Below are 13,808 nucleotides of genomic sequence, written 5' to 3' on the forward strand. Positions count from 1 at the left end.
TCTCCCAATGGATATTTCGCGCACTGAACAGCGCATCCTGCACCTGCTTGCGCAGGGCGGACGCATTGAAATCGAAAAGAACCAAAAGAAACGGATCGCCTCCGTCAAATGCCTGACCCGCGATGGCTGGCATCATCCCGGCGTCGATCTCGATCTGTTTCGAAAGCTGAAACGCAAGAAGGCGGTTTCGTCGTCGGGCGGCGGTGCCTACCGCATCACCAGGCGCGGACTCGAACTCGTCCGCTCCGAACTCGACAACAGATAGAAATGGGTCCGCCGGTCGGGTCTCCGGCCGGCGGTTCCTTCACCACTCAGGCGGTGGCGATGTAGGCCCTGATCTCGTCCGCCTCGCGTTCGACATCCTCGATGCGTCGCTTGACCACGTCGCCGATGGAGACGATGCCATCGAGCAGGCCGTCCTTTTCCACCGGCAGATGGCGGAACCGGCCCCTGGTCATGATCTCCATGACCTCGTTGACGGTGTGGTTCTCATTGCAGATCTTCACCTTCGGCGTCATTGCCGAACGCACGGCTATATCGAGCGCGGCACCGCCTTCCTTGGCGACGACCCGCACGATGTCGCGTTCCGACAGGATGCCGACGATCTTGCGATCACCGTTTGTGATGACCAGCGCACCGATCTTGTGTTCGGCCAAGATGCGGATGGCTTCGCTGAGCTTTTCGTTCGGCCCGAGCGTCAACACGTCGTGGCCTTTTCTTTCCAGAATTGCCTTAACCGTCATGGCGTCCTCCTCTGCTTTTGCCTGCCGGTTCCTGCCCTGACCGGCTTTCACATGAGAGTGAACATCGTGCGCCGTGATCGGTTGCATTTCAAGTGCGGCGGTCGGGGGTTTCCCACTCGGGCGGCTGCCATCGCCTGTCGAACCAGCGCAGGCCAAAGAAGCCGGCGACAAAGCCGCCAATATGGGCCTCCCAGGCGATTTGTCCGTCTACTCCAGGGGCAAAGCCGAGCAAGCCGGTGGCGAGGTTGATGATCATCCACACGGCGAGGAAGATCACGACGCCGCGCAAACGCAAGACAATCGCGATCGGCAGCACAGGACCAGCGAAGGCCGCCTTGCCGGCCGACCGGTCGGTGCGGAAACCGAAACGCGCCGCGGCCCCCATCATACCCGATATGGCGCCGGAGGCGCCGACCAGCGGCGCTTCACCGTATGGGTGCATGGCCCAGAAGAGCGCGACGGAAGCCAGTCCGGTGAAAGCGAAGAACAAGGCGAACCAGAATGCACCGAGGCGATTGGCCAGAGGCGAGCCAAAGGCGGCCAGCCAGACCATGTTGATGGCAATATGGGCAAAACCGCCATGCATGAAGGCATAGGTGAAGGGCCGCGTGAACAGGAGCCAGTCGAAGCCGTATTGTCCGGTGTAGAGGACGGGGATGAAGGCTCCGTCATAGAGCAGCGTCATCTGCTGTGCGTCGGTGAGCACATATTGCTGCAGCAGGAAGACGGCCGCGCAAATGCCGATCACCGCCAGGATGATCGGCGGCAGATTGAACACCGGCTCGCGCGCTGGCGGCGGCATGTTTTCGACCTGTTCGGCGTCGGAAGGATCTTGCGGTTCGCTCATCTGCAATGGCAACTCGATGCTGGTTCGATCTGGGCTGGTTCGATCCAGCGAGCATCTAGAGCACGGTCATTGGAACCGCAAACGGCGAATCGCCCCAGCGCGAATCAAAAAAGAAGCCGTCCAAGGTTTCCCTTGAACGGCCGGTCGAGCCCCCTGCTCCCCTAAAACTCTGACTGAAGTGCTGCCGATCGTCGCGAAACGACCGCTTCTGGAGTGGTTTTGGTGTGCCACGGGGCGCCCTCGGGCGCAACGTAAACCAGTTGTTAACCTTAACGGCCCCGACCCGTGAACAAGTGTTAACGATGCTGGCACGCTTCCTGCTCCGCAACGCATGTAAGTCATCGGAGGGCGCCCTTCTGTTCACCGATGGGACATCAGACGACAGAATGCGCGGAGCAGCATACCATGAAACAAAACGGATCGATCACGCTGTTCCATTATTGGAATCGCCTGCGTGACGGACGCCCTGCTCCGAAGCGCTCGGAAGTCGAACCGGCCGATATCAAGTCGCTGCTGGCCGATACGTTCATCCTGGAAAAGGACACACGCGGGCAACCCGTGTTCCGCCTCGCCGGCACCAGGCTCTGTGCCTGCTATGGCCGCGAACTCAAGGGGTTCTCCTTTCCCTCGCTGTGGCGCGACAAGGATCAACGGCTCGTCTCGAAGTTGATCCACGGCGTATTCGACCAGAAATCCGTCGTGCTGATCACCTTCGAGGGCTTCAGCCGCAACGGTCGCTCCAACAAGTTCGAATTGCTTGCCTTGCCGCTTGACGGTGGCATCGAAAACCCGCGCTGTCTCGGCGTAGTCAGCGCTGTTGAAAAGCCGTTCTGGCTGGGGGCCGACCCGATCACCGACGCAATGATCGATTCGATCCGTGTCATCGATCCGGAGAAAGAGCTCATCAACAACCGTCCGGCGATCGACGTTCCCTCGCTTGTTCCAGCCGAACTCGAGGCGCCCGATACGATATCCGCGCTTGGCCGGGCGCGCCGCATCCGCCATCTCGTCGTCTTCGACGGCGGGCGCGAGGAATAGTTGATGATCGCACGGTCTGGCGGGCTCGTTTTTCCCCTTTGTTAACCCGCTTTGTTGTACTTCTTTGATGAAGTCCTTCGCATCGACGCGCGGGAATGCCAAACGGGGTGTAGGCAGTCATGAGGTCAGCGGCGGTCGACTACGCGCCGTCCCAAGCTGAAAGGCGTAACTTTCAGCGCGTCCGGGTCAAGATATACGGGCGATTCATGCTGGAAGACCGCACCGAGCACCCTTGCCAGGTTGTCGACATGTCGCCCGGCAACGTTGCGTTTCGCACCGACCGCATCGGCATGCCCGGCGAAAAAGTCATCGCCTATATCGACCATATCGGCCGCATCGAAGGCGTCGTCACGCGGACCTTGCAGGACGGTTTCGCCATGACGGTGATTGCATCCGACCGCAAGAAGGACAAGCTTGCGGCGCAGTTGACCTGGCTTGCCAACAAGCACGAGCTCGACCTGCCCGAAGACCGCCGCCACGAGCGCGTCGCGCCGCGCAATCCGACCAGCGTGCTGCAGCTCACCGACGGCCGTCAGTACCAGTGCCGGATCATCGACCTGTCGCTGTCCGGTGCGGCGGTCGAGATCGACGTCAAGCCGGCGATCGGCGTCCAGGTCATGCTCGGCACCATGCGCGGCCAGATCGTTCGCCATTTCGAGGATGGCGTCGCCATCGAATTCGCCGTCATCCAGCGCCCCGAAACGCTCGATTCCGAATTCAACACGCCGCGCGCCTGAGCGAGACCGGACAGGACATCCAATCGAACCGGCCCTTCGTGGCCGGTTTTTTTGTTTCTGGCAACAGCGATCGATACCCGTCCGCATCCCGCCCACCGAACTCCGGCAATCCAAACAATTCAATACTCAAATGATTCAAATTTTACGTTTATTCTACTGGAGTTTTACTTAAAGTCTGCTTCGCGCTTTTGCGTCAAATAAATCCAGCCGTGGCAATGTCTCCTTCGAACGGGGAGACTAGAAAATGAAAAGAACGAGGGGCAAGCTGTTGCTGATGGCAATGGCGATGCAGCTTTCCGCTTGGGGATCAGCATATGCCGCGGGACCGGCCTATATGCACACCGGCGGACGTACCACGCAGCCTGTTGGCCATTATGAATTCTGCCAGCGCATTCCTGGCGAATGCAATGAGAGGACGCCCAAGGGCGCGCCGGTCGACCTGAGCCGCAAGCTCTGGGCGACGATCATCAACATCAACAATACGGTCAACATCCGTATCAAGCCGCGCACCGACATGGAAAACTATGGTGTCGAGGAGTACTGGGCCTATCCCGACAATGGCTATGGCGACTGCGAGGATTACGCGCTGGAGAAGCGCCGCGAACTGATGGACGCGGGCGTGCCGGCGGGCGATCTCTTGATGACGGTTGCGCGTCAGCCGAATGGCGACGGCCACGCCGTGCTGACCGTGCGCACCAGCCTCGGCGAGTTCATTCTCGACAATCTGGAAACCAAGGTGCTGTCCTGGACGGACACCGACTACACCTATCTCAAGCGTCAATCGACGGAGAATTCCGGCGTTTGGGTAACGATCAATGACGGCCGTTCCGATGCGGTCGCCAGCGTCCGCTAGGACGTGACGAGAAACCCGGTCGAGTCCCCACCCTCCCCGTCCCCAACGACCGGGTCAAAGGAGCCGGCCCCGTCCCCGGGCCGGCTCCGCCATTTCTGGCGGCAGCTGCTAAAATTGATCCAATTTCGATGGCATGGTGTGTGCTCGCGTCGCCATATCTCCAGAAGATATCAGCCGCAGGAGGTCTTATGCCCACCGAAGCTCGATCACCACGTCTTGCGGTTCTTATCGACGCCGACAACACCTCCGCCAAGATTGCCGACGGTCTGTTCGAGGAGATCGCGAAGATCGGAGAGGCTAGCGTACGCCGGATATATGGCGACTTCTCCAGCCCTCGGTCCAAAGGCTGGGCAGACATATTGGCGAAGCACGCAATCATTCCGCAGCAACAGTTCGCCTATACCACCGGAAAGAATGCTTCCGATATCACGCTGGTGATCGACGCGATGGATCTGCTCCATAGCGGCCGTTTCGACGGTTTCTGCCTGGTTTCTTCCGACAGTGATTTCACCCGACTTGCTGCACGCATACGCGAACAGGGTGTCGATGTGTTCGGATTTGGAGAGCAGAAGACCCCGGAGAGCTTTCGGCAGGCTTGCCGCCGGTTCATCTACACTGAAAACCTTCTGCGTGGCCCGGCGAACATCCCGGATACCGTGCCCGCCTCGAAGCCGCTTCGATCGTCTAGTGCCGCGCTGCCCATACTCAAGAAAGTCATCGGCCAAATGGACAGTGAAGATGGTTGGGTGCTGCTCGGCACATTCGGAAAGCAGCTCTCGAACCTCTTCTCCGATTTTGATCCTCGCACCTATGGTTTCAGCAAACTAAGTGACCTGGTGAGGAGCACAGCCGAATTCGAAATCGAGGCTCCCAAAGGGGGAGCCATGCGGATACGGATCAAGCCGACGCCCGGCAAAAAAGGGAAAAAACAAATCCGCTCAGCAGTAGGCGCTTGACGTCCAGGGGTCGCAGCCACCAAGCGCATCCGAAACCCTCCCTTTCCACGATCAGCAGATCGAGGCACTATCGGCCGTTGCTTTCGTCCCCTGTATCACGGCGATGTTGGAAATCCCGGAAGATCGATGCGAGCGCCATCGCCTGTTCAAGGCTATCGACGATGCCTTCAAGGCCGGCGACTTCGATGGCCTTGGCAAAGCCCTGGGCGGTTCGCCCCGCTGGTTCGACGAGCGCATGCCGTTTGAACTCGGCCTCGGACATCCGCTGGAATATGCGATCTATTGGAGCCCCGTCAGCTTCATCTCGACCTTGCTGGGTGCGGGCTCGGATCCGAACTACGGGGATCACGGCGGGTTTCCGGCAATCATTGCGGCGCTGTCCACTGACCGCGCTGACCGACTGGAAATCGTCCATCTTTTGATCGAGGCTGGCGCCGATCCCAACATGCGGGGCGTGAACGACTGCACGCCGCTTCACTATTCGGTGGCCATTCGTAGCGCCGACGCGATTCGCATGCTTTTGGCGGCGGGCGCTGATCCTGCGCTCAAAACCCGCATCGACCACTATACAACAGCCGCCGAGGAAGCCGACATTGCCGGCTTTGAAATTGGCGCGTCATTGTTGCGCGATGTGATGGCCGGGCGTGGCTCTCACGGACAATGAGTGGGCGCTGAAACCGCGCGGATTGGCCAAAGTTGGCCTCAGACCTTCGTCAGCCCAGCCTTGAAGCGCTTGCCGTTGGCGACGTAATGCGCGGCCGAACCGCGCAGCCTGGCGACGGCGGCGTCGTCCAGCACCCGGATCGCCTTGGCCGGCGAGCCGACGATCAGCGAATTGTCCGGAAACTCCTTGCCTTCGGTCACCAGCGCGCCGGCGCCAACCAGCGAATTCTTACCGATCCTGGCGCCGTTCAGCACGATGGCGCCCATGCCGATCAGGCTGTTGTCACCGATAGTGCAGCCATGCAGTATGGCCCGGTGGCCGATCGTGCAGCCTTCGCCGATGGTCAGCGGAAAGCCGGGATCTGTGTGCATAACCGTGTGTTCCTGCACATTGGTGTCGGCGCCGATGACGACAGGTTCGTTGTCGCCACGAATGACGACGCCGAACCAGAAACCGGCATTGCGGCCGACCTGCACGTTGCCGATCAGCGTCGCATCGGGTGCGATCCAGTTTGTGTTCGCATCCGCGAAGCTGGGCTCCGTTCCGTCGATCGCATAAAGCGGCATTGTCGGTCTCCGAATCGTCTCAGATGCCGGACCCTAGGAGACGGATCGTCCATGAGGCAATGGCGAGGACGACGATGCCCAGCGCCAGGGACCAGGCAATCGCCGTGCAGCCGCATGACAGGAGCGCCACTGTCGAAATACGTTTCTCGTGCCGGGCATCGAGGGCAGCGTTGACCAGCATGAACGGCCCGGCGCCAGCCGTAGCCATAAGCGAGCGCAGCACATGCGCGGGCGACACATAGGGTTCGGCAAAGGCGACCTTGCGGCCCGACACCAGTTCCATCGTCGAGCCCGTCAGCCCGCAGACCGTCAGCCCGACGGCAAAAGCGAACAGGAAGAGTTCCATCTGAGCCATCTTAACCTTCCATTTACCATGAAATCGCACAGTCGTTTCAGCAAGGCTGCAAGAGCCGTGCCGCGCGATGTGTGCCGCCGAGGGACACCGGAATGGCGGTTGGGATGGAGGACCGAGATGAAGCAGGCAGCGATCGCCGACGGCGCTGAATTCACCGTGGTCGATTCCTCGCTGATGAGGCGGGTGTTCTACGCCTTTGCCGCACTTGCTCTGCTGTCGGCAGCGATCAGCCTTGGCGGGAAATGGTTCGGCCATTCGATCGCGATGGCGGGGTATACGGACGACACCACGGTGCGCCAGGTAGTGATCGGCAAGAATGTGATTTCCGTGCCGGCCAATTTCATCCGTTTCGACCAGGCACGGCGCGACGGCGTTGCCTCGCGTCTCGACCTCTATCTGCGCTATCCCGAGATGGACGGCTACAGCGAGGCGGCCCGCGACGATTTCAATCATTCGGAAGCCAACAGGAAGATCATCTTCCTGTCCTTCGAGCAGCAGATGATGTCACGCGACATGAGCGGCCGGTTCGCGCCGATCTACAGCGCGCTGATCGTCCAGCCCGGCATTCCGGGCCCTGGCGGCACGACGGTCTACAGTTTCAACGAGACATCAGGCTATCTGAACGAAGTGCTGGTGGTCGGCAAGCGCGCGGGCAAGGACCCTTTCGTGGCCCGCTGTCTGAGCGGGCCGAGTGCCGGTCAATCGCTGGCGCCCTGCGAGCGGGACATCCATGTCGGCGACGATCTCAGCCTCACCTACCGTTTCCCCAAGGAATTCCTTGGCGACTGGCAGGCGCTCGACGCGGCGATGACTGCAGAAGCCGGGCGAATCCTGAAGCCCGGACATTGACTGATAGATGCCGAGGCCGGCCGCGCTCGGCGCGGCCTGCCATCGGCTTGCCGCGGCTCAGGCCAGATCGATGTCGAGGATCGCCATCGAGAAATTGTAGTCGCCGTCATCCTCGTCCTTGAAGACGATGCCGAGGAACTCGTCTCCGACATAGACCTCGGCCGAATCTTCCTTGCGCGGCCGTGCCTTGACCTCAAGCTTGGGGTTCTGGAAGACGCGCTTGAAATAGGCGTCCAGCTTTCTGATTTCGTCCGGCTTCAACAGTCTTCTCCGATCATCGGGCTTGCTGGTTTGAAGGGCGCTTCTGGCACGTCGACAATGGCGATGTAAAGGCAAGCCGGCCGTATTGCACCGGAAGCGACAGCGCCGCCGGGCAAAATCGCAGCAACGCCGGTCAGCGCGCCGGCGCGAAAGAATCAGATATCGAAGCTGACCACCTGGTCCATCGACTGCGACGGCAGCAGCTGATCCATCTGGCGGGAAGGCTGGTCGCAACCGGTCTCGCCGACGACGCGGGCCGGCACGCCGGCAACCGTCTTGTTGTGCGGCACTGGCGACAACACCACCGAGCCCGCCGCGATCTTTGAGCAATGACCGACTTCGATGTTGCCGAGAATCTTGGCGCCCGCGCCGATCAGCACGCCACGGCGGATCTTGGGGTGGCGGTCGCCACCGGCCTTGCCGGTGCCGCCCAGCGTCACGCCGTGCAGGATCGATACATCGTCCTCGATGACCGCTGTCTCGCCGACGACGAGGCCGGTGGCGTGATCGATGAAGATGCCCTTGCCGATGCGGGCGGCCGGATTGATGTCGGTCTGGAAGACCGAGGACGAGCGGCTCTGCAAATAGAGCGCGAAGTCCTTGCGGCCCTGGTTCCATAGCCAATGCGCCAGCCGATGGGTCTGGATGGCGTGAAAGCCCTTGAAATACAGCACCGGCATGATGAAGCGGTCGCAGGCCGGGTCGCGGTCGTAATAAGCCTGGATGTCGACGCGCACGGTTGTCGGCCAGTCCTTGTCGTCAGCCAGCATCGATTTGAAGGTCTGACGGATGAGATCGGAGCCGATATCCTGATGGGCAAGCCGCTCGGCGATCCGGTGGATGACAGCCTCTTCTAGGCTCTCCTGGTTCAGAATCGTCGAATAGAGGAACGCGGCGAGAAGCGGATCGCGGTTGACCGCGTCCATCGCCTCGTCGCGGATCGAACGCCAGATCGGATCGACCGGCTGCAACGCGCTGTGGCGGGAAATGCTGATGCTGTTCATCGACGTCTCGTCCTGCGTCCTGCTGGCTTGCCTGTTGTGCTTGCCTGCTGTCTGGCCGCACATATAAGCCAGATCATAGCACGATTGAACTCAATTTTCCTTAGTGCTGTGTCAAATGGATTTGGTTCGCAGGAATTCAAGCCGCCATGGAAAACGAACCCTTGATCGACCCGGCTCTGAAAACCGAGTTGTCAGTGCTCTATCGGGCCGAAGACCGCCACTACCACAACCTCACCCATATCGAGGCGATGCTGGCGCTGGCCGGCGATTATCGAACCCTGCTCGGCGATCCGGAAGCCGTCGAAACGGCGATCTGGTTTCACGATGCCATCTACGACAGCAAGGCCAAGGACAATGAGGCCAGAAGCGCCGCCCTTGCCGAGAAGAAGCTCGCGGGTCGTACCGATACCGGGCGGCTGAGCCGCATCAGCGCGATGATCCTCGCCACCGCCACGCACCAGCTGCCCCGGTTCGACGACGCGGCGGCCACACGCGACGCCAGCATCTTCCTTGACATGGACCTGTCGATCCTGGGTGCCGCACCGGATGCGTTCGACGCCTATGAGCGCGCGGTTCGCCGCGAATATGACTGGGTGGAGGAACCGATGTGGCGTGCCGGACGGGGTGCCGTGCTGAAGGATTTCCTGGCCCGCCCGCACATCTTCCACACCGAGGAATTTCGCCAGCGCTTCGAGCCGCAGGCCAGGCTGAACATGGCGCGATCGCTGGAGAGCCTACAAAAGCCCTCGTGACTTTTCGCCGGGAACCCTCACCGCGCTTGCATGTGGCCCCAAAAGGCCATTGGCTGCTCGACGGGCGCGCGAGCCGTATCGCCGAAATCGTCAAACGTGAATTTTTCTGAGGTGCCGACATCATGAGCAGCAATTTCTTCCAACCGGTCGACGCCTCGGCCGTTCCCCGCTTTGCCGGGCTGTCGACCTTCATGCGGCTGCCGGCGGTGGCGAGCGCCGAAGGGCTCGACATCGCGCTGGTCGGCATACCGTGGGACGGCGGCACGACCAACCGCGCCGGCGCGCGGCACGGCCCGCGCGAGATCCGCAACCAGTCGAGCCTGATGCGGCGCGTCCACCACGTGTCGGGGACCGAACCGTTCAGCATCGCCAATGTCGCCGATGTCGGCGATCTCTCGGTCAATCCGATCAACCTGATGGACGGATTGAAGCGCATCGAGGACGGCATCGCTGATATCGTGGCGGCAGGCGCCATTCCACTGTCCGCCGGCGGCGACCATCTGACAACGCTGCCGGTGCTGCGCGCCATCGCCAGGGATCGTCCAGTCGGCATGATCCACTTCGATGCGCATTCCGACACCAATGACCGCTATTTCGGCGACAATCCCTACACGCACGGCACGCCCTTCCGCCGCGCCATCGAAGAGGGCCTGCTCGACCCCGGGCGTGTCGTGCAGATCGGCATTCGCGGCTCGATCTACGAGCCCGGCGAGCATGACTGGGCGGTCGCCCAGGGCATTCGCATCATCTACATGGAAGAGTTCGTCAGGCGGGGTGCTGCCAGCGTCATGGAAGAAGCGCGCGCCATCGCCGGAACGGGACGGACCTACGTGACCTTCGACATCGACTGCATCGATCCGTCGATGGCGCCGGGAACAGGTACGCCCGAGCTCGGTGGCTTCACCACCCGCGAGGCGCAGGAAATGGTCCGACTGCTCGACGGATTGAACATTGTCGGCGCCGATGTCGTGGAAGTGGCGCCGCCATTCGATCTTGCCGGCATGACGGCGCTGGCAGGCGCGACGATGATGTTCGAGCTGCTGTGCGTGCTGGCGAAGTCGGTTCAAGTCGCGAGAGCGCGGAACGTCAGGTAAAGGCGCCTATGGTCGACGCCATTGCCGCGAGGATGGCCAGCCCCGCCGCCACCGACAACCCGTTGAGGATAATGCCCAGCAGCCCGAGTGAGCGACTGTCGTTCGAACGCGCCAGCGCCATGATGCCGAAGACGAACCCGGTGACGTGTGCCAGCGGCCCCGCCAATAGAAACACGGCCATGAAGAACCCGGTGGCGACGTTCTGGACCGACTGGGATGTATCGCTCGGCATCGCCACCATTATGGCGATGGCAAGCGCTCCCGCCGTGAAGGCCGCCAATGCCAGTGTGACCGAACGCTTGCCGAACTGGCCGCGAGTCACGGCGCCAGGCATGGCCGCCGTGCTTCTTCCCCATTGTGCCATTGTTGCCCCCCGGCTCACCGCTCAAAGCGGATATTCAGCATAAAACTCCAGCACGCGCTGCTTGAAGGTCTTGTCGCCCACCGCCAGCATATGGTCCCTGCCCTTGATGTGGAAAGCCCTGGCGTTCGGCATCAAGGCGGCGAGCTCGTCCGGCGAGCCGCCAATGTCGTCCGTGGTGCCGACCGCGACCAGCGTCGGCTGGGCAATGCGGGCAATATTGTCTTCGCTTAGCAGCTCGCGCGACTTAGCGATGCAGGCGGCGAGCGCCCGGCGATCGCTGCGGGTCTGGTCGGCGAAGGCGCGGAAAGAGCGACCGCGTGGATCGGTGGTGGCGGCCGGATCGTCGGCAAGCAGGGCCGCGGCAATCGGATCCCAATCGCCGACACCGTCGATCATGCCGATGCCGAGGCCGCCAAAGACCAGCGTCGCCACCTTGTCCGGATCGGACAAGGCCAGGAACGCCGCAATGCGCGCGCCCATCGAATAGCCCATGACATGGGCGCGTTCGATACCGAGATGATCGAGCAGTGCGGCGGCGTCCGATGCCATTTTCGCTGGCGTGTAATCGGCCTCGTCATAGCTCTTCGATGAGGAACCATGGCCGCGATTGTCGAAGGCGATGGCACGATAGCCGGCATCGTTGAGCGTCTTGAACCAGCCGGGCGACACCCAGTTGACATAATGGCTCGAGGCAAAGCCGTGGATCATGAGCACCGGATCGCCCCCACCCGACGCCGGCTGGCGGTCAAGGAAGGCAAGATCGAACCCGTCATGGGAAAAAAACTGCATCGGAAGGTGACCCTTCTTGCTCAGTTGGAATTGACGTTCGGCGAGTCGCCCTTGTCGGACGGCGGCATGCCGGGACCGGATGCTCCGCTGATTGCCGGATGACGCAACAGGTCGCCGTCAGCGATGCCCTCCCGGGCGGCTGTGCCGGCCTTCAGCTCGAGCACGAAGCGGACCGGCTCACCAGGTGAGATGACCGCCTCGGATTGCGGCTCACCTTGCTTGATCGCGCGGATCCTGCCGTCCTGGCCGACGAAGATCAGATCCAGCGGCATCGGCGTGTTCTTCATCCAGAAGTCGACGTCGCGTGTTTGCTCGAAAACAAACAGCATGCCGTGATCGCCGGCCATTTCCTCGCGAAACATCAAGCCGGCCTCACGCTCGGCTTCGGTGTCGGCGACTTCGATCGAGAAGGATCGTTCACCGCTTTTCGTCACCGCGACCAGTGGCGCAGGGTCTACGGGCAGGATCATCGCCCGGCCATCGGCCGCGCTGGGTACCTGGAAATAGAAGAATGCGCCTGCGGCAAAGATGACAGCAGCAACGGTGCACAAGACGCCCGCCGTCAGCCAGTTCCTGTGAGACATGCAAAATCCTCGGCCGGGATCGCCCTAGTGCGAGACCGGCAAGGTGCCCATATCGGGGTGAATTTCGGCGGCCATAAGGCCTTTGTCACCGCGCCCGAAACGGACAAGCACAACCTGCCCCGGCCGGAGCTCGGTGATGCCATAGCGGCGCAAGGTCTCCATATGGACGAAAATGTCCTCGGTGCCCTCGCCGCGGGTCAGGAAGCCGAACCCCTTGGTGCGGTTGAACCACTTGACCAAAGCGCGTTCGAGCCCGCTCTCTGCCGTCACCGCGACATGGGTGCGCTGTTCCTGCATTTCCGCGGGATGGACGGCGGTGGTGACATCCATCGAAAGCACACGGAAGGCCTGCAGCCCGCGATCGCCCTGTTTGACAAGGCAGACCACGCGCGCGCCTTCCAGCGCTGTCTGGAAGCCGTCCCGCCGAAGGCATGTCACATGGAGGAGGATATCGCCCGAAACACCGTCGTCGGGAAGGATGAACCCGTAGCCCTTGGCCACATCGAACCACTTGATGGCGCCGGCAATTTCGGTCAGGTCGGCGGCATCGCCGCCTTCGTCGCGCGTGAAGGCGTCGGCAAGGGTTCCGGCCCGCCCCGTCAAAGAGGCCTTTTCCCCCATAAGAATGCCCCCTTTTTTCAAGAACACCGCAACTGATTCTTGACACCAGATTAACACCGCGGCTTCCGGTGTGTGCAAGACCTTCCCTGCCTTTTTTCACGGTTCATTGCGGGAATACCGGATTTGTTCTTTGCCGGCATCGCCGGGAGCGGGAGATTGCCCTTTGAGCGGGCCGACCCTATGTTGCGCCGCAACCCAACAAATCGAGGAAAACACATGCGCTATCTGCACACCATGGTCCGCGTCGCCGATGTCGATGCCTCGCTCGATTTCTACTGCAACAAGCTCGGGCTGAAGGAGGTCCGCCGCTACGAAAACGAGCAGGGCCGCTTCACGCTGATCTTCCTCGCCGCCTCCGAAGACGAACAGAGCGGCATCAACGACAAGGCGCCGCTGGTCGAACTCACCTACAACTGGGATCCGGAAGATTACAAGGGCGGGCGCAATTTCGGCCACCTCGCCTATGAGGTCGACGACATCTACGCCACCTGCCAGCATCTGATGGACAACGGCGTCACCATCAACCGGCCGCCGCGGGACGGCAACATGGCCTTCATCAAGTCGCCGGACGGCATCTCCATCGAGCTTCTGCAGAAAGGCCCGGCGAAAGCCAAGGCCGAACCCTGGGCTTCGATGGCGAACACCGGAAGCTGGTAGGCCTCAAACCTCATACCGGACCGGATACCGGGTGGGATTTGCTCGGCCGCCTTTGCCGTTTCTCAGGAAGGCAC

The 13,808-nt window shown here is 61.5% G+C and carries 20 protein-coding genes; 10 read left to right on the forward strand and 10 right to left on the reverse strand.

The genetic code is table 11. The annotated features are described in order from the left end of the window. Window positions 1-7 precede the first annotated feature (7 nt). Window positions 8-265 carry a YjhX family toxin gene (locus HGP13_RS22930; protein WP_172229258.1) on the forward strand — a complete coding sequence of 86 codons (258 nt, stop codon included), beginning with the start codon at window positions 8-10 and terminating at the stop codon, window positions 263-265. A 46-nt stretch (window positions 266-311) separates the two neighbouring features. On the opposite strand, the gene HGP13_RS22935 is transcribed toward HGP13_RS22930, so the two are convergent. Together HGP13_RS22935 and HGP13_RS22940 are read right to left on the reverse strand one after the other, a co-directional pair. Continuing rightward, complete coding sequence (locus tag HGP13_RS22935; RefSeq protein WP_027051720.1) at window positions 312-743, reverse strand: CBS domain-containing protein; 432 nt, start codon at window positions 741-743, stop codon at window positions 312-314. Window positions 744-831: 88 nt separating this feature from the next. Next, window positions 832-1,590 (reverse strand): rhomboid family intramembrane serine protease, encoded by a 759-nt coding sequence (locus tag HGP13_RS22940; RefSeq protein ID WP_172229260.1) that lies wholly within the window; start codon window positions 1,588-1,590, stop codon window positions 832-834. Between the two features lie 405 nt (window positions 1,591-1,995). Here HGP13_RS22940 and HGP13_RS22945 point away from each other — a divergent pair, with 405 nt between their 5' ends. From HGP13_RS22945 to HGP13_RS22965, 5 genes are all read left to right on the forward strand, one after another. Further along, window positions 1,996-2,628 carry a PAS domain-containing protein gene (locus HGP13_RS22945; protein WP_172229262.1) on the forward strand — a complete coding sequence of 211 codons (633 nt, stop codon included), beginning with the start codon at window positions 1,996-1,998 and terminating at the stop codon, window positions 2,626-2,628. A 119-nt stretch (window positions 2,629-2,747) separates the two neighbouring features. Beyond that, a complete protein-coding gene (locus HGP13_RS22950) occupies window positions 2,748-3,365 on the forward strand; it encodes a PilZ domain-containing protein (RefSeq protein ID WP_172229264.1) in 618 nt (205 codons plus the stop codon). Between the two features lie 244 nt (window positions 3,366-3,609). Continuing rightward, a complete protein-coding gene (locus HGP13_RS22955; protein ID WP_172229266.1) occupies window positions 3,610-4,218 on the forward strand; it encodes a transglutaminase-like cysteine peptidase in 609 nt (202 codons plus the stop codon). A gap of 188 nt (window positions 4,219-4,406) precedes the next feature. Further along, the gene (locus HGP13_RS22960; RefSeq protein ID WP_172229268.1) at window positions 4,407-5,174 is read left to right on the forward strand and encodes an NYN domain-containing protein; all 768 of its coding nucleotides are present in this window, start codon (window positions 4,407-4,409) and stop codon (window positions 5,172-5,174) included. Window positions 5,175-5,277: 103 nt separating this feature from the next. After that, complete coding sequence (locus HGP13_RS22965) at window positions 5,278-5,838, forward strand: ankyrin repeat domain-containing protein (protein ID WP_172229270.1); 561 nt, start codon at window positions 5,278-5,280, stop codon at window positions 5,836-5,838. 38 nt (window positions 5,839-5,876) lie between these two features. Here the strand turns inward: HGP13_RS22965 and HGP13_RS22970 are convergent, their stop codons facing one another. After that, window positions 5,877-6,404 (reverse strand): gamma carbonic anhydrase family protein, encoded by a 528-nt coding sequence (locus HGP13_RS22970; protein ID WP_172229272.1) that lies wholly within the window; start codon window positions 6,402-6,404, stop codon window positions 5,877-5,879. Window positions 6,405-6,423: 19 nt separating this feature from the next. Continuing rightward, a complete protein-coding gene (locus HGP13_RS22975) occupies window positions 6,424-6,759 on the reverse strand; it encodes a hypothetical protein (RefSeq protein ID WP_172229274.1) in 336 nt (111 codons plus the stop codon). 117 nt (window positions 6,760-6,876) lie between these two features. On the opposite strand from HGP13_RS22975, the gene HGP13_RS22980 reads away from it, so the two are divergent. Next, window positions 6,877-7,608: a hypothetical protein gene (locus HGP13_RS22980; RefSeq protein WP_172229276.1), complete on the forward strand. Its 732-nt coding sequence runs from the start codon at window positions 6,877-6,879 to the stop codon at window positions 7,606-7,608. Window positions 7,609-7,665: 57 nt separating this feature from the next. Here the strand turns inward: HGP13_RS22980 and HGP13_RS22985 are convergent, their stop codons facing one another. Next, complete coding sequence (locus HGP13_RS22985; RefSeq protein WP_006200852.1) at window positions 7,666-7,869, reverse strand: DUF3126 family protein; 204 nt, start codon at window positions 7,867-7,869, stop codon at window positions 7,666-7,668. A 155-nt stretch (window positions 7,870-8,024) separates the two neighbouring features. Further along, complete coding sequence (gene cysE / locus HGP13_RS22990) at window positions 8,025-8,873, reverse strand: serine O-acetyltransferase (RefSeq protein ID WP_172229279.1); 849 nt, start codon at window positions 8,871-8,873, stop codon at window positions 8,025-8,027. Between the two features lie 146 nt (window positions 8,874-9,019). On the opposite strand from cysE, the gene HGP13_RS22995 reads away from it, so the two are divergent. Together HGP13_RS22995 and speB are read left to right on the forward strand one after the other, a co-directional pair. Continuing rightward, on the forward strand, window positions 9,020-9,625 hold the full coding sequence (locus HGP13_RS22995) for a hypothetical protein (protein ID WP_172229281.1): 606 nt from the start codon (window positions 9,020-9,022) through the stop codon (window positions 9,623-9,625). 122 nt (window positions 9,626-9,747) lie between these two features. Further along, a complete protein-coding gene (gene speB / locus HGP13_RS23000; protein WP_172229283.1) occupies window positions 9,748-10,719 on the forward strand; it encodes an agmatinase in 972 nt (323 codons plus the stop codon). On the opposite strand, the gene HGP13_RS23005 is transcribed toward speB, so the two are convergent. Genes HGP13_RS23005 through HGP13_RS23020 form a run of 4 tightly spaced genes read right to left on the reverse strand, consistent with a single transcriptional unit; the run spans window position 10,712 to window position 13,077 of the window. After that, window positions 10,712-11,053 (reverse strand): hypothetical protein, encoded by a 342-nt coding sequence (locus tag HGP13_RS23005; protein ID WP_172229285.1) that lies wholly within the window; start codon window positions 11,051-11,053, stop codon window positions 10,712-10,714. The two genes, speB and HGP13_RS23005, sit on opposite strands and share 8 nt — an antisense overlap. Window positions 11,054-11,104: 51 nt before the next feature. Continuing rightward, a complete protein-coding gene (locus HGP13_RS23010; protein WP_172229287.1) occupies window positions 11,105-11,872 on the reverse strand; it encodes an alpha/beta hydrolase in 768 nt (255 codons plus the stop codon). Between the two features lie 20 nt (window positions 11,873-11,892). Then, window positions 11,893-12,456: a DUF192 domain-containing protein gene (locus HGP13_RS23015; protein ID WP_172229289.1), complete on the reverse strand. Its 564-nt coding sequence runs from the start codon at window positions 12,454-12,456 to the stop codon at window positions 11,893-11,895. Between the two features lie 24 nt (window positions 12,457-12,480). Next, window positions 12,481-13,077, reverse strand: coding sequence for a cold-shock protein (locus tag HGP13_RS23020; RefSeq protein ID WP_172229291.1), 597 nt, complete (start codon window positions 13,075-13,077; stop codon window positions 12,481-12,483). A 216-nt stretch (window positions 13,078-13,293) separates the two neighbouring features. Here HGP13_RS23020 and gloA point away from each other — a divergent pair, with 216 nt between their 5' ends. Continuing rightward, window positions 13,294-13,734 (forward strand): lactoylglutathione lyase, encoded by a 441-nt coding sequence (gloA, locus tag HGP13_RS23025; RefSeq protein ID WP_172229293.1) that lies wholly within the window; start codon window positions 13,294-13,296, stop codon window positions 13,732-13,734. The last annotated feature ends 74 nt before the right edge of the window (window positions 13,735-13,808 follow it).

The organism is Mesorhizobium sp. NZP2077 (assembly GCF_013170805.1).
Taxonomy (GTDB): domain Bacteria; phylum Pseudomonadota; class Alphaproteobacteria; order Rhizobiales; family Rhizobiaceae; genus Mesorhizobium.